Below are 21,694 nucleotides of genomic sequence, written 5' to 3' on the forward strand. Positions count from 1 at the left end.
TTTAAATTTTTTTGCCTTTATTCGCATGATTAGAGCTTTTATTCGTTGGCAAAAAGTTTTTCGCTGTTCCGTCTTTTGCTTTTCCCTGTCTCCCGTCTCCCGTCTCCTTTCTCCCCTTCTTTTCTTCCGCAAAATGTCGCAAAATCGCCTCGGCCAGCTCAACGCCAACCCCCTTCACCGCCATCAACTCCTCTTTACTGGCCTCTTTTACCCGCTTCAGACTGCCAAGGCTTTTCAAGAGTACTTTTTTCTTCGCGTCTCCAATCCCTGGAATACTATCAAGTTCAGATGTCAACGTCTCTTTGTTGCGCAACTTTCTATGAAATGTAATGCCGAACCTGTGGGATTCGTCACGAATGCGCATGATATAGAGCAGTACTGGATTATGTGCTGGCAGCAATAGCGGATTCTTCCGCCCCGGCTTGAAGAGCTTCTCTCCTTCCTCGTGGTGCTCCTTGGCAATGCCGAGCCAGTCGATATCATTAGAGATCCCCAGTTCCTTCGCCACGGAAATGGCGATACCGAGCTGTCCTTTGCCACCGTCCACCACGAAGAGATCGGGCAGATTATCCTCCTCAATGCCACGGCTCAGTCGCCGCATGAGGACCTCGCGCATCATGGCGTAGTCATTTGGCCCGTCCACGGTGCGAATCTTGAAATGTCGGAAGTTCTTCTTGTCCGCCTCGCCCTTTGTAAAGCAGACCAGCGAGCCCACCGCCTGCTTTCCGCCAATGTTGGAGATATCAAGGCACTCCACCCGCGTTGGTGTGCGCACGAGATGCAGGCTTTTCTCCATGGAGTCACACAGATTTTCCCACGAACTCTTCTTTTTCTCCCGTTCCTCAAACACCTGCATGGCATTGGCGTTCGCCATTTCAATGAGACGGACGTTATCCCCGCGCTGCGGCGTTCTTATATATACGCGATGGCCCGCGCTGTCGGAAAAATTTTCTTCATGCAGTTCGATATCTTCGAGGGAAAAGGGGAGTAATATCTCGGAAGGGAAAACGGTATCGCCAGCGTAGAGCTGGCCAAGGGCCTGAGAGAGAATGGCCTCGTCGTCACCGTAGGGATCGGCGAGAAAGAAACTGCGGCTGCCGTTGAGCAGGCCGTTGCGGATAAAGAGAACAGCCACCACCACCGCCGCGTCTTTACGGGCAAAACCAAAGATGTCCTGGTCCTTGTCGTGGCTGGCAGAGATGAGCTGTTTTTCGAGAGTGCGGCTGAGGGCGGCGATCTGATCGCGCAGGATGGCGGCGGTTTCAAACTGCAGGCTGGCTGCTGCCTGCTCCATGCGCCCGGTGAGCAGCTTTACCAGTTCATGGCTGTGTCCCTCAAGCAGCATCAACACCTGGTCTACATGCTTCATATACTCCGCCCGCGAGACCTTTCCCGTGCAGGGTGCGAGACAGCGGCCAATCTGCCGGTTGAGACAGGGCCGTTCCCGCATCTTCAGCGCCGCTCCTTTGCAGGTGCGCAGGGGAAAGAGAGAGGAGATAACCCGCAGTGTCGCCCACATCGCACTTGCAGAAGAATAAGGGCCGAAGTAGCGTGCACCGTCTTTCGATTTACGTCGCGCCATGAAGGCCCGGGGCCACTCCTCCTGCACCGTCACCTTGATCCACGGATAGTTCTTGTCGTCGCGCAGCAGAACGTTGTAGCGCGGTTTGTGCTTCTTGATCAGCGAGGCCTCAAGGATGAGTGCCTCCTTCTCGGTGGAGGTGATGATGGTGTCCACCTTTACCACCTTCTGCAGCATTACCCCGGTCTTATTCCACTCTTTAGCGGAGAAATGCTCATAAGAAGAGAGGCGCTTGAAGAGGTCTTTCGCCTTGCCCACATAGATCACTGCCGAAGCGGCGTTGAGCATGATATACACACCGGGCCTGTGCGGCGCGGACTGCAGTGTACCCTCAGGAAGCATCTGGAATCAGTCCTTTGTCGTATCGCAGTCTGTGCCACCTTTTGCTCTGCAGTCAAGATAGTCCATAATTGCCGCTGCGGAGATTTTGGCGCAGGCCACCGCTTCCACCACGGTCTTTGCACCGGTGACCACATCCCCGGAGGCGAAGATGGCCGGATTGCTTGTTCTGCCGACCCGGTCTGTAATAACAAGCCCGGTCTTGCCAATCTCAATGCCGGAAAGGTTGCCGCGCGGAGCCTGACTCGCCGCAATCATTACGGAATCCGCCGGGAACAGTTCCTCCGTACCCTCTACGTTAACAATGGAGACCTTCCCGTCTGCGCTGGTTTCTTTACGCGTCGTGCAGATGATCACACCTTCCTCAGTAATACGTACTGGGGAGGTGTAAAATTGAAACTGTACCCCGTCCAGTCTGGCATATTCATATTCATATTTCGTGGCACTCATATCTTCTGCTCCACGGCGGTAGAGTACAGTAACATCACTGCCTTTGCGCAGAGCCGTGCGTGCTACGTCCATGGCTACATTTCCCGCGCCGATAACCGCCACCTGATCGCCGAGCTGATAGACGTCCGGGTTTTTGAGATAGTGAATCGCATAATGAGCGTTACCGAGAGTTTCACCGGGAAGGCGCAGCGGTTTCGGATTCCACACCCCCGTGCCGATAAATACCGCCTGATATTCTGACTGGAGCAGATCCTGCAGACTGACCACCGGCCCGATGAGAATGTTCGGCCGAATTTTTACTCCGACACGCAGGAGGGCGTGGTGGAGCTTGTCGAGAATTTTCTTTGGCAGACGGAAATCTGGAATGCCATACTGCAGCACGCCGCCGATCTTGTCTTCTGATTCAAAAATCGTTACCTTGAAACCGTTTATGGCGAGGATAAAGGCCATGGTGATGCCTGCCGGGCCGGAACCGACAATCGCCACCCGCTCATTCCGTTGCGGAAGCAGGAAGGAGTCCTCCTGAAAACGGTCGATGAAATAGCACGAGATGTAGTGCTCAATGGTACTCCACTGCACCGGTGTGCTCTTTTTGCCGAGGATGCAGTGCCCCTCACAGAATCTTTCGTGGGGACAGATCAGCGAACAGACCACGGACAGTGGATTATTCTCAAACAGCAGAGATCCGGCCGCCTTGATATTGTTTTCTTTCAGCAGACGGATGGCCACGTTGACCGGAGTTCCCACCGGGCACGCTTTGGTGCACTGCGGATTTTTACACTGCAGGCAGCGGTCTGCCTCTTCAATAATATGATTTCCCATGATGTCTCAGTCTTGTAGGGGTTGATGAAAGTAATGATTCTTAAAAAGTTATGAAAAAGATAAAAAGGGAGAAAGGAGACAGGAGACGGGAAAGAGCAAAAAGCTGTAAAACGGTTTTTTCACCGCGAAGAACGCGAAGAAACGCGAAGAAACGCGGAACGCGAAAAACTGGATAGCCAACAAAAAAAAATCTTTTCGCTGTTCTGTCTTTCACCAGAACACCTTAAGTCGTCTCATCCCATAATAAACGTCATCAAGTTTTGTTGCCCTGCTTTTTCCTGCCTCCCGTCTCCTTTCTCCGCCCTTTTCTGTTTGATTTAAAAAATCTCTATTCTCAAATCTTTTTGCCTTTCTTCGCGTTCCTTAGCGTTCTTCGCGGTGAAAAAAAATGTCTTACCGTCTTTTGCTTTTTCCTGTCTCCCGTCTCCCGTCTCCTTTTCTCCCTGGTTTATTTCGTGCACTCAAGGGTAGCAGCACCGTAGCCCCAGCGAACCAGCACCTTGTCATCCTGCTCCCACACCATCGTGTTTTCCCCTTCATACTTTTCCCCGCTCTCTGAGGGGACGAGAAACAGCACCGACGTGCTGTCTTCCCGCGTGGCGAGGAGAGTGGGGGGATCAGTGGCGTAGAACAACGCCGTGAGGTCGCCGTCTGGATTCGCCGGACAGGTGAAATGGATCGGCCCCTTCTTCAACGCCAGATCAAACGTTGCCCGCAAAGCGGCAATGCGCCTGCGATAAGAGTGTGCAATACAGGGCACAGCTTCCTCACCATAGCCGCAGCTGTCACGGGAAACTCGCCACTCGCGCTGTTTCTTTTCGAGGAGACGCTGAATATTCAGCGAACTCTCCTCTTCACAAAATTTCAGGGACTCGCTCAGACTGCGATCCAGCTGTACCAGTTCCGGCGTTTGACAAATGGTCCCCTCCGTGCTCTCTTCGTCCACCCGGTCGCAGGAAAAAGAGGCGGGCTGAGATGTGGCGAGCATCATGGCTTTCAATCTGCTGTCGGCCATGCTGCACCACTCCTTCGTTCCCACCCGCGGCCAGGAAGAGTTCTCTTCCGCGCCGAGCTGATTCTCCACGCTCTGCATCCACTGCGGTGTCCCCGGGAGAGGTGTCTGTACTGATCCCTCAAGGGAGAGGTTCCTGCTCACAAAGCTGTACCACTCTGGAGTGCAGGGGACAGGAGTGTCAACAGCGATGGACAGGGAGTTTTCATGGCTGAAAAATCCGCAGGAACTGGTAAGAAGGGCAAGGAGGACGATGGCTCGTTTCATTCAATTACACCATTTACATTTTTTACTGATCCAAAAACACGACAGGACAAACAGGGTGATAAATTAATTTCATTGCCGAAACGTCTGTTGGGTACCTTGATAACGAAGAAGATGGGCGAAAGACTGGTTATTCAAGGTACCCTGTTGTAAGATGAGCCACCTGTTGTACTGCAGACGCCCACCTGCCTTTGAATTCGCCAATACAAAATGGAATTGATATTACATTCCGGAAAAGGATTTATACCATTTACATTTTGTATTGACCAGAGAACGCAAAGAGTAAAGATAGAACAACAGCAATTCTCTGTTTAATTTTAAAATCTTTTTTAAAGTTTTTTGCCTTTATTCGCATGATTAGAGCTTTTATTCGTTGGCAAAAAGTTTTTCGCTGTTCCGTCTTTTGCTTTTCCCCGTCTCCCGTCTCCCGTCTCCTTTCTCCCTTTCCCCGTCCCCCTCTCTTCAGGGAGAATATCTCCCCTCAAGGGCTCTGGAAAGGGTGTATTTATCGGCATACTTGATGTCCATTCCCATTGGAATTCCACAGGCAAGCCGGGTGAACTTTACCTCCTCACGAGATAACAGATCGATAAGAAAAGAGGCCGTCGCCTCTCCTGGTACGGTGGAGCTGGTGGCAATAATAACCTCTTCAATCACGCCCCGGTGAATACGGGCGAGCAGTTCCTTTATCTTCAGCTCATCCGGGCCGATGCCGTCCATCGGCGCAAGTACCCCGTGGAGGATATGATATTGGCCACGGAAGGAAGCCGTTTTCTCAATGGCGAGCATGTCCGCGCTCTGTTCCACCACACAGACCACTGAAGTATTGCGTTTCGGGTCACCGCAGATGGCACAGGGATCTGTCTCCGAAAAGGAGAAGCAGTTGGAGCAGAGGCGAATGGAGCTGTGCAGCTCCTGCAGCGCATTCGCCAGTTCGTGTGCCTGCCTGGCAGGTCTGCGCAGGATATTGAGTGCCAGCCGCGTAGCGGACTTGTTGCCTATTCCCGGGAGACGGGAAAACTGCTCAATAAGATTTTCAAGGGCGGGGGGGATAACCTGCATTCTGTCAACGCAGAAAGTTCGTCAGACCAGGGATGTTCAGCCCGCCGGTGAGCTGTGCCAGCTCCTGCTTGCTCAGCTCTTTTGCCTTGCGCAGTGCATCGTTGGTGGCTGCGGTAATGAGATCCTGCAGCATTTCTGCTTCTTCCACATCAATGACTATAGGTTCCAGTTTTACTCTGAGCACATCGCCCTGACCATTCACTGTAACCTCAACCATGCCGCCGCCAGCATTACCGGTGATCGTCTTTTTGCTGAGTGCTTCCTGAATGCCAGCCATCTTTTGCTGCATGGATTTGGCTTGTTCCATCATACTGCTGATATCCATAATGCTATCCTTTAGAGGTTCCACGGAGCTGTTCTTTCCGCTTTAATTCAAAAAAATCTTTATTCTCAAATGCTTTTGCTTTCCTTCGCGTTCCTTAGCGTTCTTCGCGGTAAAAAAATTGTCTTTCCGTCTTTTGCTTTTTCCCGTCTCCCGTCTCCCGTCTCCTTTTTCCTTTCTCCCCTTTTTATCTTTAGTTTTTCTTCTGCATAGCCTTCGAACGTACACGCACCTCTCCCACCTGGCCAAGAAAAACCTCAGCGGTCAAACGTACCTTTGGATCATTGGCGAGGCGTTTGCGCATGGCGCGCGGCGAGTTTTCATCACTCTTATCCTCTACTGCCGCAGTCAAAGAGATTGTAATGGCTCTACCGAAAAAATCCAGCGCATGGCGTTCCAGTATCTGCAGGTGGGCAGGCTGCCGCAGCATTGAGCAGCTTGTTTCATCGTCATAATACACCTCAATGCGGCAGGGATCTCCATCCTCTACTGTCACCTCAAGGGCATCCTGCAGCACGGCGGCCATCCACTCAACCTCACTCTCCACATGGGCGATATATTCCGGCCATTTTTCCTTTATGGCAGCGCAGTTGGCAAAAGATGATGTGTCGGAAGAGAACAGAGCCTGCGGAGCAGGGGGAGCCTGGTGAGGAGGAGGCGGAGTTGCTGCCGGTGTTAGTTTCGGCTCGTGCAGTTTCTCTGGTTGTGGTGGAAGGGGAAGTTCTTCACAGACAGGGGCAGGTTGATCAATTTCAGAAACCTCCGCGACGGGAGGTTCAGGCTTTTTTCCAGGAGTGTTTTCTTCTCCTCTGCTCTGTGGTCTGGCTGGAGTAGTAGAAACAACGGCCTGTGCCTTGAGTTCTCCGAGTTCCTTCAGCTGGGGCAGAATCCTGTTCATCTGGCCGAGCACGGCGGAGAGTGGCATCACGTTTCCTGCCTCAATAACCTTGAGCAAAGATGTTTCAAGGGTGAGGCGCGGCTGCGCGGCGTACTGCAGAGACTCCGCAGTGTTCATCAGCTGCGTGAGTTTCAGATGGATGGACTCCATGCTGAAACGTCGCGCCAGTTCGCTGAACTCATCAAACTCCGCCTCGGAGAGTTCCACCAGCTTTTCACAGCCGTGCATGGAGAGCAGCAGCAGGGTACGAAAATTGCCAAGCAGATCTTCCATGAAGCGTTTGAGGTCTCCACCGAAGTCAAAGACCTCGTTCAGAGTGGCAAAGACCGTCTGACGCTGGCCGTCAAGCAGGGCGCGGGTAAGTTTCATCAACACCTCCCGGCCCACCAGCCCGAGCATCTCCACCACATCTGTACTGGTGATATTCTTCTCGCCGAAGGAGAACATCTGGTCTAAGAGCGACAACCCGTCGCGCACCGAGCCGCCGCTTTCCCGGGCAACCAGCGAAAGGGCGCTCTCCTCAACAGTGAAACCTTCCCCCTCCACCAGCTTTTTGAAATGGGCGATCAACTCCAGTTCCGAGATCTTCTTCAGTTCATACTGCTGACAACGGGAGAGAATTGTCACCGGAACCTTGTGAATCTCGGTGGTGGCAAATATGAAATAGACATGCTCCGGCGGCTCTTCCAATGTTTTCAGCAGGGCGTTGAAGGCGGAGATGGAGAGCATGTGTACTTCGTCAATAATGACCACCTTGCAGCGCGAACTGGTGGGCATGATCTTCACCTTTTCCCGCAGCTCGCGCACATTGTCCACGCCGTTGTTGGAGGCCCCGTCAATCTCTTCAATATCAAGAGAGCGGCCAGCGGCGATATCAAGGCAGGACCTGCACTTGTTACAGGGTCTCTCTGCGGGAGGAGCTTCGCAGTTTATCGCCATGGCCATGATGCGCGCCAGCGTGGTCTTGCCCACCCCGCGTACTCCGGAGAAGAGGATGGCGTGGGCAATCCGCTCACGGACGATGCTGTTCTTCAGGGTTTTGACAATGGGCTTCTGTCCTATAACTTCATCGAAGTTCTGCGGTCTTGATTTTCTCGCGAGTACTAAATAGGACATGGCAATGTGTGGTGGAATGAATGGCGGTGTCGAGAGAAGAACGCCTGCCGGGATGAGAGCCGTGAAAATGTGGTGCACAAAAAAAAGACAGCCGGGTGACCTGCACACACAAGAAGATTCGCTGCCGTTGCTTCCTTCCGGACCTGGCGGAGTTCACGATTCCTTGTTGCGCAGGGCCCGGCTGTCAAAGTCGACCACTGAAATCAAGTTTTAATCCCTGTGAAAGGGAGAAACGTAATATAGGCAATTAAAGAGGGGATGTCCAGATTTTTTTTCACTGAACAGATTTTTCCTCCGCAGCAGGCTTCGGCAGGTTCTCCGGGGCCATATCGCTGGTTACCTTCCAGATCTGGTAGTAGGGCTCTTTGAGCTCTACCGGTTTAAAGTAGAGGGAATCGTAAGCGTTTTTTCTCCAGAAGAGGCGGTATATCAATGTCTTTGTGAGCTTGTCATCAAGCAGATATAACATCTGCATGGGAATGTTGATATTAACATCATATCGGCCTGAGTCTGTATATATTAAGTGTGTTTTCTTGCTGTAAGGAGTGAACTTTGGAGAAACGATTCCCGGATAGCCTGCAAGAGGGCCCTGCTGACTGCTTGCCTCCTGTGTTGTCATGGTGACTTTATAGAGAGGAAACCCTTCTTCAAGTATTGCATTAGAGGTTAAGGTCAAGGTCTGTGGATCGACGTGAAACGATTCCTGCGATGGCAGCTTTCCCACCATAAAATTCTCAGCAGCTTTTTTTGAAAAAGGGAATGTATACAAGGGTAATATTTTTTCTCCCTGGCTTTTTTGCGGGTCCCACGTCGCAACCCAGTAGAACAGGGGAAGTGTCTTCTGTTGTCTTATGTCATTAAATAGATAGACGGGTCGTTTCTGCTGCGGAAAAAGAAGTGCCTGCCACTTCTCTTTTGTTTCACTGCTTAATTGTGGGTAGAGCTTCTTCCACTGCTCACTGCCTGTACGAAGAATACGTAACATGGTCTGCTGTCCCTGAAGGCCCAATTGAGCAGCAGATTGAGCAAAGGTTTCTATCCCCTGCAATCCGCGAACGACATAAAAATTTATAAAGTTTGCCGCTTCTCTGTCGTTCTCCATGGTAAGAGGCAAGACGTTACTGTAGGTGCGGGCTGCACTGTGAACCATGCCATCGTTGATGGTATCCCGCTCAGCCCAGTAAATAAGAGGGTGTCCCTGGTCCCACCAGCTCCAGATAACAGCGTTGGGTTCCGTGATAACTTGCAGGCGTTTCATTCCGCGCACTGCCTGTGAGGGGAAGAAGGTCCATGCATTATCTGTTCTGCCAAATTCCTGCCAGCCAATAAAGATGGTGAGCAGTGCCAGCAAAGCACACGTCATTTTTGTATAGATCTTTTGGGGGACATGCCGACTGACCCAGGTAACGGTTTCTGAAAAAAAGTAGCCCAGACTGAGGGCCGCAGCGGGGACGGCAAAGATGGTAAAGCGAGAGGCAAAAAGGAGTGCGAGCATGCCAACAAAGCATACAGGAGTACAGACAATCAGGCGTAACCTTTGACGCCAGAGAAGAAGAAGTGTTCCGGCACACGCTGGTATGAGGAGAAATTTGTAATAAAATATTCCTTGTGCAAATTTTCCCAGTTCTATGCGTTGTTGTTCACTGATCCATTCACTCATTCTTGGATAACTGTTATCCCTTGTGTCAGTAACGTAAGAGAGAAGACTGATTGTGGTATGAAACACTTTTGCAACAATTTCCCAGCCACCAAAAAAGAAGAAAATACAGATAAAAAGCAGGGTGATTGGGGTTGCGAAGCATCTTTCATTTTTGGATGGCCTGTAATAAAATAAGACCGCAAGGAAGAGAGGGGCCAGTCCCAAAATAAGCGGCGGTGCAAGACTTTGATCCCACCACCAGAGGTACAGCGCGGTATTCAGCAGAGCTGCGATGAAGAAAAGATATTTTTGGCCACTTTTGCAGATAGAAAATTGAAGAGCAAAAACTACGGCCATCCAGGCGAAAAAGCTGTTCAGGCAGTCAGTATCAAGAAACGCATAATTTGTCCGTGTTACATACAGAGATGAGAAAAGTGTAAATATTACCGCCGAAAGAGCCGTAATACTGCCTCCCCATCTATACCCGAGTAAAAAGACCGGGATGGCCAGAAATAAAGAAAGGATGGCCGGGAGAATAACGCCTGCCTCATTCAGAGAATATCCCGTAACAGCAGATATTTTCGCCAGCACAAGGCTAAGCAGAGGGGGCAGTGATGATCGTGATATTGTGTCAGGAATGGCGCGGTGCGTTTCAACCGTATCGTAGGTGCCATTCATGATTTCTTTGGCTGCATGAAGATAGTAATACCCATCCACGTTGGCGAGGATCGGTTCTCCATCTACTGTGAAGTATGCAGGGTCTGCATTAAAACCACTGATGGGGAGAAGACGCTGCAAAAGAGCAAGACTGATAATTATTGCGGATAGAATGACAAGGAAAAATGTTTGAGGAGATATTTGTTTTGAGTTCATATATATTCGCAGGAAAATAAGTCTATAGAGAGGAGTAGTTATACCATTTACATTTTGTATTGGCGGATTCAAAGACAGTGGGACAGGCACCTAAATTAAGTGTCTCTACAATGTCGGAAATTTATTTTACGGATATTGCTTGTGCAGATCCGGATGCAATCCCGCTGTTATCCCCGTGATGACAACATGGTTTTATATTTATGGGGAAAAAGGGAGACAGGAGAAAGCAAAATATCTCCGTAGAGATGACCAATTTGGGCGTCTCCAGCACAACAGACGTTTCTACAATGAGATCAATTTTACATTCTGTGTATAAAAATTTATACATAAAATTAGAAGATGAAGATCTCTCCGGGAACGGCTGCTGCAAGGTGGAGGAATCGTCAATGCTGAAAAGAGTTTTAAATATTATAAAAGAACAAGGTTATTCGTAGCTGCCACTTGGAACACCCCCCGGATAATTGCTATCTACCGGAGTGGCATTGAATGTCGCTGTTTCTGTGCCATCTGCGTCTACGACAATTTTCAGATAATAGGAATAAGGTGCGTCCTCATCCCCTGTGCTGGTTGCTTTCGCTCTGAAATCTGGATAGGCTGTAAGAACATTTGCATCATCTTTGTCTTTGTAGGTATAAATGTAAGTTCCTGCGGCATTACAGTCTGGGCACATATAACCGTAGTCAGCGCGATATGTCTCAAGAAGGAGAGGAAACTGCTCCAGCACGGTAATGGCTGACTGGCGTTTACTTGTTTCCAAATAACCGAGGTATTGAGGTATAGCGATTGCGGAAATAATTCCAATAAGAGCAATTACAATCATCATCTCTACCAGGGTGAAGCCTGTATTTCGCTGCTCTCGCATCATAATTTTCCTTACCTGTCTATTCTGACAATGGCTTGCGGACAATGAGAAGAAATTTCTCATACGCATATAACCCATCACATCTAAATGTGATGGGTTATATGCAGAATCTCTAAAGCTTACGGTAGGGTAATTATTCTACAAGCACATTAATACTTGTTACCCCATTTTCGCTGTTGGCCCATTCATAACCCGCGTAAATGGTGACGTTTTTGTCGAATGTTGCTGTGTTGAGAGCGATGTTGCCAATACCCGTTTGACAAGTTCCTGCTACAGTTTCTGCAGTAGTACTCGCAATGAAAGCAACATTACCCGACTTGTAGGGGTCCCTTTTATCTCCGCTATTTAAATCATGAGCGGCATTTCCGGTGGCATTGCCGCCTGCAGATTGTTTTGCGAGTTCAGACTTAACGTAAGAAGTCGCAGTTTCAAAATTAGCCTGGCAGGCATTCAGCTTTGCCTGTTTCATGTAGCCCAGATACTGCGGAATAGCAATGGCCGCAAGAATACCAATAATAGCAACAACGATCATCAACTCGACGAGGGTAAAACCTTTTTGATTTTTCATAGATATTTTTCTCCTGATGAAATTTTGCTGGCACGAATGCCGTAGCCGTTATGGCTTGTTGACTCTATTTTATGCAGAGGATGTGCCAGATTCAAGAAGAATAATTCTAAAAATTTGTAATATGCTGTTATTGTGCAGTAAAATTGTGTAAAAGGGAGCCCATCACGTGCTGTCTATGTGAAGGGTACTGTGAAAAATAGTGTCACATACTCCCGAATCATCTTCTTTGCTGGTGACATTTTTTGTCAGGTGATAAAATTTGTCACTCAAGAGCCGTGAAAATTTATTATTTTATGAGTATGAAAAATTATCTTCCCTGATTTATACTCATTTCACTCAAAGTGAACCTGCCTGTTGCAGGTGTTAACCCTGACTCTAAAAGAAGGTAAAATGTCCGAGAACTATGCTGTAACTGTAATCATGCCAGCCTATAATGAAGAACTTGCCATTAGGGCCACCGTAAAGCGCGTGCGGGAACTGTATCCCGATTTTGAAATTCTGGTGGCCGATGACGGCTCCACCGATGCTACGCGGGAAGTGGCAGAGGCTGCTGGAGCCAGGGTAATAAGACATCCCTACAACATAGGGAACGGTGCCGCCGTGAAAGATGGCCTTCGTGCGGCAAAGGGGGAGTGGGTGCTGCTGATGGATGCCGATGGCCAGCATAAACCTGAGGACATTGCCCGGCTGCTGGAGCATAAAGATCGGTATGACATGGTTGTTGGTGCGCGCACGAGCGACTCCGACACCTCTCTTCATCGTGACATTGCCAACAAAACCTATAACGCCTTTGCCTCCTATGTCACCCAGTTCAAGGTGGAAGACCTGACCTCCGGCTTCCGTCTGATGAAACGGGAGGTGGTACGCCAGTATATCTATCTTCTTCCCAACACCTTCTCCTACCCTTCGACGATTACCCTTGCCTATCTGCGCAGTGGCCGCAGTGTAAAATATATTCCCATCGACACCAGGGCACGGCTTGGCAAGAGCAAGATCAAACTGTTGCAGGATGGCTCACGGTTTTTCCTCATCATCACCAAGGTGGCAACACTGTTCTCGCCCCTGCGTATTTTCCTGCCGGTGAGTATCGGCTTTTTTCTCCTGGGATTGCTCTACTATGCATATACCTATATAACGTCGGGAAGGTTGACCAATATGGTGGTTCTCCTGTTTTCCGTCTCCGTGATTGTTTTTCTTATGGGACTCGTTTCTGAGCAGATTTCCCAGATGCGGTATGACAGGGTTGAATGATGGCAGAAGTGCAAGGCAGAATGCGGGTGTTGTGGTGGGGAACCTATGATCCTGATAACCCGAGAGTCAAGATCCTGCAGCAGGGGCTTCAGTGCAATGGTGTTGAAATTGTTCGCTGTCACCGTGCCATCTGGGGGCCGCAGACCAAGACTCAGATGACGAGATTCCTGAAGGTGTGGAAGATTTTGCGGTGTCTTTGCAGCTATCCCCGTCTTGTCTTTTGTTTTTTCACGGCTCCAAAGTCTGAAACAGTAGTCGTATCTCACCTTGGCCTGCTGGATCTCTTTGTCCTCTGGCCTTTCAGCAGGGTGCGCGGCGTGACAATTGTGTGGGATGCTTTTATCTCTCTGTACGACACTGTTGTCTTTGATCGTAAACTGGCATCTAAAGGAGGGATTGTAGCCGGACTGTTGTGGGGGCTGGAATATCTTGCCTGCCGTATGGCTGATTGCATTGTTCTTGATACCAGGGCTCACGCCGATTATTTTGCGCAGACGTTCAGACTGCCGCCTGAAAAAATTAAGGTTATTCATGTGGGGGCAGAGCCCACAGTCTTTCCCCCGGCGACAGCAGAAAAATTCAACGATCCTGAAGAATTTATCGTGCTGTTTTATGGAACCTTCATTCCTCTGCATGGTATTGATACCATTTTAGACGCTGCCCGGTTGGCAAAGGGATTGCCCTGGAAATGGGTCATTATTGGCAAAGGCCAGAAAGATGGCAGGTTGAGAGCAGACCTTGCGGCGCATCAGCGAGAAAATATTGAATGGATTCCGTGGGTGGATTACTCAGAGCTTTCCCTGTGGATAAACCGGGCGAATGTATGCCTTGGGATTTTTGGAGATACCGGGAAGGCTGCACGGGTGATTCCTAATAAGGTGTTCCAAATATTGTCTAAAGGGAAACCACTTATCACAAGAGACTCTCCTGCGGTGCGCGAGTTGCTCTCAGAAGATGAAGGTGTCGTTTTGATCCCGCCTGCAGATGCGAAGGCCTTGGTAGAAGCAGTGAAAAAAAGGCAGTCTTTGTGGAAGGAGTTTCATTTATATCATGATGTCGTGAGGGAGAGAATTCTCCCGGAATATCTTGGAAAACAGTTCCTTAACCTGTTGCAGACGAGAGAGAGCTGAACATGAGTGCCATTGTTAAATTTGCTATTACCTCGAACAGGGAACAAAAATTTTTGACGATACAGCGTGTCTTAAGCGATTTCCTTGGCGCAGAGGTAAAGGAAAATCATATCCTGGACATTGGAACGGGAAACGGAGAGATCGCCGAATATTTTGCCAAAAATAACGAGGTGTGTGCGGTTGACGTCTTTGACCAGAGAAAGAACAAAACAGGAAAGGTGAAATTTTCTCTGATTAAGGGAACTGCTCTTCCTTTTGATGCAGAGACATTTGATATCGTTCTCTCAAACCATGTAGGGGAGCATACGCCTGACTGGAACGAACACCTGAATGAGATAAAAAGAGTGTTGAAGCCGCGTGGAATTTGCTATTTGGCGAGTCCGAACCGGCTTTTCCCGTGGGAAGGTCATTATAATGTGTGGTTTATCCACTATCTTCCCAGAACTCTATTTTTCTCTTTGTTGAAGACCATGGGAATTTATCAGGAGGACGTTAAACTCCTTACATGGTTTCAATTAAAGAGAATGTTAAAGAAAAAATTTTTCTTTAAGGAATACACTCAGGAGATTATTAAATATCAGGACAGGTATTATATGAAAATTCCAGTCGTTGGAAAATTCCCCATGTTTGCCATTCGCGCTCTGCGTTTTTTGTCACAGGCCAATATGTTTGTCTTAAAGAAGAAATAAGGTGATCACAAAAGCACTGCAATACGGATTGTTTTCTTTGATCGTGCTCTTTTTTGGTTGGAATTTATACAAAAATATCGGAAATGTTACAGAGTATCAGATATCTCTTCATTTTCTGCCGTATTTCTTTTCAACTTTTTTGCTTATCCTTGTTATAATCGTTCTTGGTGTTATCTGGAAATGGATACTTGCAGACCTTGGCTGCACTGCTGTCTCTACGAAGGAAGCTGTTATAATCTCGGTTCTTTCATGGTTTGGGCGGTATGTTCCGGGCAAGGTTGGAATGGTGACCACAAAATATGTTCTGGGCCGCAAAAAAAACATCTCAACCAGCCTTCTCATTATTTCAAGTCTGTATGAAAATGCGTTTATTGTGTTGAGTGCCTTTATTATATGTCTTCCCGGAATTGTACTCTTCTTTCCTGTAAAGCAACTTTCAGAGAATTGGGAATATTTCGTTTTTGGAACAATTTTATTTTGTCTGATTGGCTTTGTTATTCTTCTCTATTTCTGTCAGATTATCAATGTAATGCTATTCATTTTTAATAAAGAGTTGCTGCCTGATACTCTATTTCTACGGCCTCTTATTATTGCAAAATATCTCCTTCTGTATTCTTTTTTTAATATCATAAACGGGCTGGCTTTTTATGTGTTTATTTCTTCGATAACAGAGGTAAATATATCCATTGCCATTCCTTTGGGTATTATATATGTCTTCTCTGCTGTTGTTGGACTTCTGGTGATAATTGCTCCGGCGGGGATTGGAGTGAAAGAAGGAGTTATGTTAATCCTGCTCTATAATTATCTGCCTCAGGATATCGCTCTTGTCGTCTCTGCTTTTTCCCGCTTATGGTCGACTCTTGCGGATTTGATTGTGGGCATTATCGGCTGGGGGCTGACCAGAATTGTTCGTATTGATAACTCGGATTAAACTCCCTGATTCGTTTCTACTTTCCCCTCTCTTATGACAACCTTCCTCAACATCCGCCTTCGTCTCTTCACGCTGCTCGTCTTCTTCCTTGCCCTTGCCCTCGGAGTACAGAGCTTTGTCCTGCTCTCACTCTCCGTGCATCATGACAGTGACGCGGTTCGTCAGCGGGTAACGGTGGTTCTGGATATGGTTGAGAAGGAGAGAGATTTTGCCGAAGTGCGCGGTGCGCTCGTGGAGTTGCGGGAGGCCCGGTGGCTGCAGAGGAATCACGACAAGCATTTCTGGCTTGCGGCAGTTTTTCTGGTAGTGAATGCGCTGGCTCTCGGGGTGGTGCTCTTTTTTCGGCTGGACCGGATTTTTGTCCGGCCGCTGGAGAAGGTGAGTCTGCTGGCGGAGCAATATCGTGATGAAGATCTGTTTTTCACCGGGGAGAGGGAGGGGCAGCAACCCTTCAGGGCACTGAGTCACCGGTTGCGGCAGATGCTTGAGCGAATTGATGTGGACCGTAAGCAGCTGCGGGAGCAGGTGGTAGAGCTGGAACGGGTGAATGCAGAGCTTATGACGAGTCGGACCCGGCTGGTGCGATCCGAGAAACTGGTGACGGTGGGGCAGCTCTCTGCCGGTCTGGCCCATGAAATAGGTAATCCACTGGCGATTTACAGGGATATCTTGATCTCCTCAAACTTGATGATGTTGAGCTTGAGGAACGGGTGAGTTTTGCGGAGAATTCCCAGAAGGAGCTGGACCGGGTGGGGCGGTTGATTTCTCAGCTGTTGCAGTTTTCCCGTCCGGATAAAGTTGAGGCCGAAGAACTGGTCCTCGGGACATTTCTTGAGGAGTGTGCGGAGCTGGCCTCCATGCACTCTACGGTGCGTCACTGCTCTGTACGCCTGGATCTCGGTGAGGATACCTTTGCTGTCTTCCGCAGCAGCGCAGACCTTCTGCAGCAGATAGTGTTGAACTGTATGCTGAACGCTGCGGATGCTCTTGTGGATTCTGCGAGGGAGGATGGTGAGATTGTTCTCTTCGGCAGGAGGGACAGAGGGCGTGTGCGGTTTGAGGTGCGGGATAACGGCGGCGGGGTGAGTGAGGAGGTTGCCGCACGAATGTTTGAGCCATTTTTTACCACGAAGGAGGCGGGCAGAGGAACGGGACTCGGTCTCTTTGTCTGCCAGCTGCTGGCAGGACGGCTCGGCGGAGAGATTTCGGCGGGGAATGGAGCGGAGGGTCTTGTGGTGAAAATCTTCCTGAGAGATGTGGGTGAAGGTGTTTGTCTGTAATACTATTTACATTTTGTATTGGCGGATTTAAAGGCAGGAGATAAGAGATGGGAGGCAGGAGAAGGGAGACGGGAGAAAGGGAAAAGCGAAAGACGGTAAAACAGTTCTTTTACCGCGAAGAACGCGAAGAACGCGAAGAAAGGCGAAGAAGGGCGAAGAAGGGCGAAAAGCTTTTGAGAATAAAGATTAAAAAGGGGAGATGGGAGGCAGGAGACAAGAGACGGGAGGCAGGAGAAAGGAGACGGGAGACAGGAAAAAGCAAAAGGCTCCGTAGAGACGACCAATTTGGGCATCTCCAGAACAACGGGCATTTCTACAATGAGATCAATTTTACATCCTCTTTATCCATTCTTATAGTGCATAGCAGCTGAGTTGAGCCAGAATATCCTGCCAACTTACCAATATATCGACAATTAAAAATTCAAAAGAGTATCGTTTCACCAGCTGGGAACTATAACCATAAAGGCAATTCCAGCTAATGACAGGGCGCTCCCTGTCCACCGAAGAGCATTCGCATTGCCAACTATGATACTCTTCTCTTTTGTACCTCCAAATATTTTAATGCTCATGTTACGCCCTTGAATAAATAACAATTTTGTTAGTTTTCTCGTCTGTGTTCGGCCACAAAGCGTGAAACGACTGGTACGCTCCACAAGGGACGCATTCTGCCCATAAACAGTATCTCCTTCCCAGTCTCCAATCCGCGTCCTCTCATTCACGATCTGAGGACGTTCTGCAATGTCTACGCGGTCAGGGATAAGAGAACCCCCGGCTCGTTTACGTTTCCCCCCTTTCCACCGACGTTTGCCATACCGGGGGAGATACGTGTGGAGTTTTCCTCCCTTTTGCCGATCTTTATAAATCCAGTCATAAACCGCCGTATGGCAAACATATTCTTGCAGAGGTAATTCAACAGAAAAGCGAGAGCTTATAGACTCTGGGGACCACCCAAGTCGGAGCCACTTTTGTACAATCTGCAATACTTCAGGGTTTTGTTTTGTGGCCTTCTCAGCAGATTTTCGTCTGGTCATCGCGATGACATGAGCAACACAGGGATCATAGATTCCTTCAAAAGAGTTGCGATTAATTTCACGTGAAATCGTACTCTTAGAACGATTCAACGTATCAGCAATATCAGTCTGAAATCTTCCTATTTGAAGAAATGCACTGATCTGGTACCTTTCTAAAAGAGTGATCTGTTGGTAGCAAGGACTTGTACATTTGTGCATGGTAACCTCCGGTTAAGTTGTGGTGACGTAACCATACCGGCAGCGCACTCTTTTTCATAGCACGCTGCTGCACTTATTATACTCATCCAGCCCTCGCGCATTCCAATTATATCCAAGTTATTACCAAACCGGAAGTCGCTACTCTTTTGTGTTTAATTGATAACGTTTTTGTACTAATTCATATTTAACGTGAGTAAATATAATTATCTCAGCATATCCCTCTTCTCTGGCTGCATGAATGGCTTCAGTTGTAGTAATGTTTCTTGTTTTGTGAGAATATTGAGAATAACCGTATCTATTTCTCCTCTTTGCATATTCAGGAACACCATCAATAAGGGGAATACCAGAAAAAGCTGGCGTAACAAACGGAGACCCATATTTATGATGTTTTTGAGAATCATAATACCACCTTTCGGTATGAGGTATAAAAACACATGTATTTTTTTTATTGTAGTCCTTATCAATAGCATTTAAATCTTTAAGGAATTGTGAAAAAATATTCTTATTGGTATCTTTAGATATTGCTTGAAAAGCAATATTAGTATTGATAATTTCTTTATAAACTCTAGAAATATTTATTATTCTACATATAAAAGGAATATTTATTATTCTAAATACAAAAATCATATTCAGAATAATAAATATTATAAATATTTTTATTTGAATCTTGTTGTTTGAATTACAATTATTAATAAGATTGCATAGATATACAACAAAAAAAGCTATAGATAGAAAATACGATGTATAGGTAAAATAAAAGAAATCCGAGGCATTTTGTGTCTTTAATAAAGTCATAAAACCAAAAAAAGTACCACAGCATGTGGAAATAATAAGTATTTCTATATGTAAATATTTTTTATTAGCAAACATCCAGTACACTTTTTTCTGCCCAAAATATTTTATTTCTCTTAATAATACAGATATAGATAAATAAATGACGAAAAAATAATTTATCAGAGATAGATTTTCAGATGGACGTCCGAAAATCATAGTTGCCTGTAAAACATTCGAGAACCGAAATATTGAGAGACCATTTGTCGTTGATGTTGAATGAGGAAAAATAAAAACTGAAATTAATAATATCTCTAAGGAACACAACGTGAAAATAATTGCAAAAGTTTTTTTGGAAAAATTATTAACCCTCAATATATAAAAAGAAAAAAGACAAATGGAAACTATTCCTGTTGATATCTTTGTAAAGGAAATCAAAAAAACGCCAATAAAGACAAACAAAATAACGATTAATTCACAATAGTCTTTACCCAAAGAAATAAGAAAGCTTAATATTAAAAAAAACAGCAACAAGGAGATTAAATTACTTTCACTTACGAAAGGATGTCCCAGATGTCCCAGCGCCAATATCCAATACACAATATGCAAAAATAAAACAAAAGTCGAAGCAACTAAAAGATTTATTGGTTGCTTAAATATATATACAGACAACCTATTTAAAAAAATAAAAAAAGATTTTATAAACAACGGAATAAATAATATTGGATAAGCTATATTATAGAAGTTTATCGAATTAATTCCAAGTACTCTTGATATCATAGCAAAAAGTGCATGACTTCCGAAGTGATAGTGCAATAATGGAGCACCATCTAAACCCGTAGACGGATAAAGATTTGTTTTAAACATATTCGAGATGGCACAGTGAAACATTGTGTCTATGTTAGCTCCTCCAAGTGCTACTCTTTTAGCAAAAAGAGGAAAGTGATACCCTTGGCCATAAAAGAATGAAAAAAGTATAATTGATACAAGAAAAACAAAAGCAACAACTTGAATAAATTCTAAAAATTTCCATTGCAATAAAGAATACAAAAAGGCTAAAAACGGAATAAGGATTAAAAAATACGTTAAAAAAGGATTTGCTTTAATAAGGCCAATAAAAAAAATTAATGCCATTAATAAAATAGTCGAAATTTCTACAGAAATAACCCTCGAAGAATTTTTTCTTTGCTTAAAATATAGATAAAAAAAATCAGGAATAAATAAAAAAAAGGCAGAAAGACCAAGGATCTTCAAACATAAAAAAAACGAAATAGGCATGTATTCATTACACAAAACGGTAATAAATAAAACAAAAAAAACAGATATAAAGAAACAACTGACACTTAATTTGTTAAAAAAAATATAGAAGTTTTCATTTTCCATAAAAAACACCTGCCAAAATGTAATGCTTATTATTAAGCAGTCCTTGTCTGATAAAATTCACAAATCCCCCCAACAACAATCTCCTGTTCCTCCGCACTCAATTCAAAATAACACGGTAATCTCACCAGTCGTTCGCTGATATCCTCAGTTACCGGTAATTCAACCCCGCTCACTCCTATCTTCTGTCCCATGGGGGAGGTGTGCAGTGGTACATAGTGAAACACGGCGTGGATTCCCCGGGCCTTTAAATGGGCAATCAGGTTGCTGCGTTCCCGGGCTGTATTGGTGATGATGTAGAACATGTGGCCGTTGTGGATACAACTGTCGGGGGTGTAGGGGAGGCGGATATGTCCCTGGGCTGCAAGGGGTGCCAGGGCTGTAGCGTAGTTGCAGAAGATGGTTCTGCGTTTTTTTGTAATGGTTGCTGATGCTTCCAGCTGGGCATAGAGGAATGCGGCGAGGATTTCCGAAGGGAGGTAAGAGGAACCAATATCGATCCAGGTATATTTATCTACTTCGCCCCGGAAAAATTTACTGCGATTGGTGCCTTTTTCTCGAATGACCTCCGCCCGTTCCAGAAAGCGTTCGTCATTGACGGCCAGAGCACCGCCTTCACCGCAGATAAAATTTTTGGTTTCGTGAAAACTGTAACAGCCGAGGTGGCCGATGGTGCCGAGGTACTTGCCGTTGCGGGTGGCGTTCACTGCCTGGGCTGCGTCTTCAATAACCAGCAGATCGTGTTCGTCGGCCAATCCCATTATAGTTTCCATATCACATCCCACCCCTGCATAATGGACAGGGACAATGGCCTTTGTCCGTGGAGTAATGGCCTCGGCAATACGTTTTTCATTAAGATTCAGGGTATCCGGCCGGATATCCACGAATCGGATGGAGGCCCCACGAAGCACAAAGGCATTGGCCGTGGACACAAAAGTGAACGAGGGCATGATGACCTCATCCCCGGGTCCGATATCCGCAAGAATGGCTGCCATCTCCAATGCTGCGGTGCCGGAATTCGTCAACAAGACCTTCTTTGCCCCGAACCGCTCTTCCATCCAGGCATGACATTTTTTGGTAAAATTGCCGTCCCCGGAGATATTGCCGTTGAGAACAGCCTGGGAGATATAAAAAAGCTCTTTGCCGACGATGAACGGTTTGTTGAAGGGGATAACTGTTTGAGATGACATAATTTCTTCTCTTTGAAAGGTTCAGGGTACCCTT

Annotated in this window: 19 protein-coding genes and 1 other RNA gene; 7 read left to right on the forward strand and 13 right to left on the reverse strand. The window is 46.9% G+C overall.

Annotated elements, in window-relative coordinates; all coding sequences use genetic code 11:
• Position 1 precedes the first annotated feature (1 nt).
• From uvrC to JWG39_RS16785, 10 genes are all read right to left on the reverse strand, one after another.
• Positions 2–1,924, reverse strand: a complete 1,923-nt coding sequence (gene uvrC, locus JWG39_RS09380) for an excinuclease ABC subunit UvrC (RefSeq protein ID WP_205219133.1) — start codon at positions 1,922–1,924, stop codon at positions 2–4.
• A gap of 6 nt (positions 1,925–1,930) precedes the next feature.
• Complete coding sequence (locus JWG39_RS09385; protein ID WP_205219134.1) at positions 1,931–3,193, reverse strand: NAD(P)-dependent oxidoreductase; 1,263 nt, start codon at positions 3,191–3,193, stop codon at positions 1,931–1,933.
• Positions 3,194–3,641: 448 nt separating this feature from the next.
• On the reverse strand, positions 3,642–4,472 hold the full coding sequence (locus tag JWG39_RS09390; protein WP_205219135.1) for an MliC family protein: 831 nt from the start codon (positions 4,470–4,472) through the stop codon (positions 3,642–3,644).
• 459 nt (positions 4,473–4,931) lie between these two features.
• On the reverse strand, positions 4,932–5,531 hold the full coding sequence (gene recR / locus JWG39_RS09395) for a recombination mediator RecR (RefSeq protein WP_205219136.1): 600 nt from the start codon (positions 5,529–5,531) through the stop codon (positions 4,932–4,934).
• Positions 5,532–5,535: 4 nt separating this feature from the next.
• Positions 5,536–5,856, reverse strand: a complete 321-nt coding sequence (locus JWG39_RS09400; RefSeq protein WP_205219137.1) for a YbaB/EbfC family nucleoid-associated protein — start codon at positions 5,854–5,856, stop codon at positions 5,536–5,538.
• Positions 5,857–6,046: 190 nt separating this feature from the next.
• Positions 6,047–7,867: a DNA polymerase III subunit gamma/tau gene (gene dnaX / locus JWG39_RS09405; RefSeq protein WP_205219138.1), complete on the reverse strand. Its 1,821-nt coding sequence runs from the start codon at positions 7,865–7,867 to the stop codon at positions 6,047–6,049.
• Between the two features lie 86 nt (positions 7,868–7,953).
• An RNA gene (gene ffs / locus JWG39_RS09410) (signal recognition particle sRNA small type) lies at positions 7,954–8,050 on the reverse strand.
• Positions 8,051–8,141: 91 nt separating this feature from the next.
• The gene (locus JWG39_RS09415; protein ID WP_205219139.1) at positions 8,142–10,379 is read right to left on the reverse strand and encodes an STT3 domain-containing protein; all 2,238 of its coding nucleotides are present in this window, start codon (positions 10,377–10,379) and stop codon (positions 8,142–8,144) included.
• Between the two features lie 424 nt (positions 10,380–10,803).
• A complete protein-coding gene (locus JWG39_RS16780; RefSeq protein WP_275888989.1) occupies positions 10,804–11,244 on the reverse strand; it encodes a type IV pilin protein in 441 nt (146 codons plus the stop codon).
• A gap of 130 nt (positions 11,245–11,374) precedes the next feature.
• Positions 11,375–11,809 (reverse strand): prepilin-type N-terminal cleavage/methylation domain-containing protein, encoded by a 435-nt coding sequence (locus JWG39_RS16785; RefSeq protein WP_275888990.1) that lies wholly within the window; start codon positions 11,807–11,809, stop codon positions 11,375–11,377.
• A gap of 390 nt (positions 11,810–12,199) precedes the next feature.
• On the opposite strand from JWG39_RS16785, the gene JWG39_RS09430 reads away from it, so the two are divergent.
• From JWG39_RS09430 to JWG39_RS09460, 7 genes are read left to right on the forward strand one after another with little or no spacing between them, the layout of a single operon-like run.
• Entirely contained in the window at positions 12,200–13,060 is an 861-nt protein-coding gene (locus JWG39_RS09430; RefSeq protein WP_205219140.1) for a glycosyltransferase family 2 protein, read from the forward strand.
• A complete protein-coding gene (locus JWG39_RS09435) occupies positions 13,060–14,190 on the forward strand; it encodes a glycosyltransferase (protein ID WP_205219141.1) in 1,131 nt (376 codons plus the stop codon). Before JWG39_RS09430 ends, JWG39_RS09435 begins: the two co-directional genes overlap by 1 nt.
• A 2-nt stretch (positions 14,191–14,192) precedes the next feature.
• Positions 14,193–14,879: a class I SAM-dependent methyltransferase gene (locus JWG39_RS09440; RefSeq protein WP_205219142.1), complete on the forward strand. Its 687-nt coding sequence runs from the start codon at positions 14,193–14,195 to the stop codon at positions 14,877–14,879.
• Between the two features lie 43 nt (positions 14,880–14,922).
• Positions 14,923–15,810 carry a lysylphosphatidylglycerol synthase domain-containing protein gene (locus JWG39_RS09445; RefSeq protein ID WP_338032199.1) on the forward strand — a complete coding sequence of 296 codons (888 nt, stop codon included), beginning with the start codon at positions 14,923–14,925 and terminating at the stop codon, positions 15,808–15,810.
• 33 nt (positions 15,811–15,843) lie between these two features.
• Positions 15,844–16,524: a sensor histidine kinase gene (locus tag JWG39_RS09450; RefSeq protein ID WP_205219144.1), complete on the forward strand. Its 681-nt coding sequence runs from the start codon at positions 15,844–15,846 to the stop codon at positions 16,522–16,524.
• Positions 16,521–17,090 carry an ATP-binding protein gene (locus tag JWG39_RS16510; RefSeq protein ID WP_205219145.1) on the forward strand — a complete coding sequence of 190 codons (570 nt, stop codon included), beginning with the start codon at positions 16,521–16,523 and terminating at the stop codon, positions 17,088–17,090. Before JWG39_RS09450 ends, JWG39_RS16510 begins: the two co-directional genes overlap by 4 nt.
• Positions 17,091–17,137: 47 nt before the next feature.
• The gene (locus JWG39_RS09460) at positions 17,138–17,461 is read left to right on the forward strand and encodes a hypothetical protein (protein WP_205219146.1); all 324 of its coding nucleotides are present in this window, start codon (positions 17,138–17,140) and stop codon (positions 17,459–17,461) included.
• Positions 17,462–17,527: 66 nt separating this feature from the next.
• Here the strand turns inward: JWG39_RS09460 and JWG39_RS09465 are convergent, their stop codons facing one another.
• From JWG39_RS09465 to rffA, 3 genes are all read right to left on the reverse strand, one after another.
• Positions 17,528–18,319, reverse strand: coding sequence for an IS30 family transposase (locus JWG39_RS09465; protein ID WP_205219147.1), 792 nt, complete (start codon positions 18,317–18,319; stop codon positions 17,528–17,530).
• A gap of 138 nt (positions 18,320–18,457) precedes the next feature.
• A complete protein-coding gene (locus JWG39_RS09470; protein ID WP_205219148.1) occupies positions 18,458–20,473 on the reverse strand; it encodes a hypothetical protein in 2,016 nt (671 codons plus the stop codon).
• A 32-nt stretch (positions 20,474–20,505) separates the two neighbouring features.
• The gene (gene rffA / locus JWG39_RS09475; protein WP_205219149.1) at positions 20,506–21,660 is read right to left on the reverse strand and encodes a dTDP-4-amino-4,6-dideoxygalactose transaminase; all 1,155 of its coding nucleotides are present in this window, start codon (positions 21,658–21,660) and stop codon (positions 20,506–20,508) included.
• Between the last annotated feature and the right edge of the window lie 34 nt (positions 21,661–21,694).

This window comes from Desulforhopalus vacuolatus (genome assembly GCF_016918505.1).
Classification (GTDB): Bacteria; Desulfobacterota; Desulfobulbia; order Desulfobulbales; family Desulfocapsaceae; genus Desulforhopalus; species Desulforhopalus vacuolatus.

Excerpts from the sequence above, each read along its gene's own strand:
- uvrC (WP_205219133.1), bottom strand. The coding sequence starts at position 1,924 with ATGCTTCCTGAGGGTACACTGCAGTCCGCGCCGCACAGGCCCGGTGTG.
- JWG39_RS09385 (WP_205219134.1), bottom strand. The coding sequence starts at position 3,193 with ATGGGAAATCATATTATTGAAGAGGCAGACCGCTGCCTGCAGTGTAAA.
- JWG39_RS09390 (WP_205219135.1), bottom strand. The coding sequence starts at position 4,472 with ATGAAACGAGCCATCGTCCTCCTTGCCCTTCTTACCAGTTCCTGCGGA.
- recR (WP_205219136.1), bottom strand. The coding sequence starts at position 5,531 with ATGCAGGTTATCCCCCCCGCCCTTGAAAATCTTATTGAGCAGTTTTCC.
- JWG39_RS09400 (WP_205219137.1), bottom strand. The coding sequence starts at position 5,856 with ATGGATATCAGCAGTATGATGGAACAAGCCAAATCCATGCAGCAAAAG.
- dnaX (WP_205219138.1), bottom strand. The coding sequence starts at position 7,867 with ATGTCCTATTTAGTACTCGCGAGAAAATCAAGACCGCAGAACTTCGAT.
- JWG39_RS09415 (WP_205219139.1), bottom strand. The coding sequence starts at position 10,379 with ATGAACTCAAAACAAATATCTCCTCAAACATTTTTCCTTGTCATTCTA.
- JWG39_RS16780 (WP_275888989.1), bottom strand. The coding sequence starts at position 11,244 with ATGATGCGAGAGCAGCGAAATACAGGCTTCACCCTGGTAGAGATGATG.
- JWG39_RS16785 (WP_275888990.1), bottom strand. The coding sequence starts at position 11,809 with ATGAAAAATCAAAAAGGTTTTACCCTCGTCGAGTTGATGATCGTTGTT.
- JWG39_RS09430 (WP_205219140.1), top strand. The coding sequence starts at position 12,200 with ATGTCCGAGAACTATGCTGTAACTGTAATCATGCCAGCCTATAATGAA.
- JWG39_RS09435 (WP_205219141.1), top strand. The coding sequence starts at position 13,060 with ATGGCAGAAGTGCAAGGCAGAATGCGGGTGTTGTGGTGGGGAACCTAT.
- JWG39_RS09440 (WP_205219142.1), top strand. The coding sequence starts at position 14,193 with ATGAGTGCCATTGTTAAATTTGCTATTACCTCGAACAGGGAACAAAAA.
- JWG39_RS09450 (WP_205219144.1), top strand. The coding sequence starts at position 15,844 with ATGACAACCTTCCTCAACATCCGCCTTCGTCTCTTCACGCTGCTCGTC.
- JWG39_RS09460 (WP_205219146.1), top strand. The coding sequence starts at position 17,138 with ATGGGAGGCAGGAGAAGGGAGACGGGAGAAAGGGAAAAGCGAAAGACG.
- JWG39_RS09465 (WP_205219147.1), bottom strand. The coding sequence starts at position 18,319 with ATGCACAAATGTACAAGTCCTTGCTACCAACAGATCACTCTTTTAGAA.
- JWG39_RS09470 (WP_205219148.1), bottom strand. The coding sequence starts at position 20,473 with ATGGAAAATGAAAACTTCTATATTTTTTTTAACAAATTAAGTGTCAGT.
- rffA (WP_205219149.1), bottom strand. The coding sequence starts at position 21,660 with ATGTCATCTCAAACAGTTATCCCCTTCAACAAACCGTTCATCGTCGGC.